Annotated in this window: 1 protein-coding gene; it reads right to left on the reverse strand. The window is 78.3% G+C overall.

The window, feature by feature from the left end; translation table 11 throughout:
- On the reverse strand, positions 1–483 hold a 483-nt coding region (locus tag DW309_RS19635), incomplete at both ends, for a sensor histidine kinase (protein ID WP_205812756.1).

Genomic DNA, 483 nt, shown 5'->3' on the forward strand with positions numbered 1-483 from the left:
TCCTCCCCGGGCACGCGCTCGGCGACCCTGGCGTGCAGCGCCCGCACGATCGGGTCGACCCGCACCGCGGCCCCTACCACCCGCAGCACCGCGCGGTCGGCGGGGCCCACCGTGACCTCGATCCGCTCGACCCCGCCCTCCCGGCGGGCGCGCAGCATCGCCTCAGCGACCAGGTGGTACAGGTGCTCGGGGTGCTCGGGTGCCTGCCGCACATCGGCGTGCAGCACCGGCTCCGGGAAGCGCGCGGCGAGCTCGCTCAGCGCGCCGGTCAGGTCGCCGGCGTCGAGCGCCCCGGGCAGCAGGGTGCGGGCGAGGTCGCGCACCTCGGTGGTCGCCGCCTGCAGTGCGGCCGAGGCATCACGCAGCACGAGGTCGGGTCGCGGAGAGTCCGGGAGCGCGCGCAGGGCCCGGCGCACCCGGGCGAGCACGGGCTCGAGTCCTGCCTCGATCTCGGCCCGCGCGAACCGCCGCTCGCTGGCCGCG

The organism is Microbacterium sp. K41 (genome assembly GCF_004794395.1).
GTDB lineage: Bacteria > Actinomycetota > Actinomycetes > Actinomycetales > Microbacteriaceae > Microbacterium > Microbacterium sufflavum.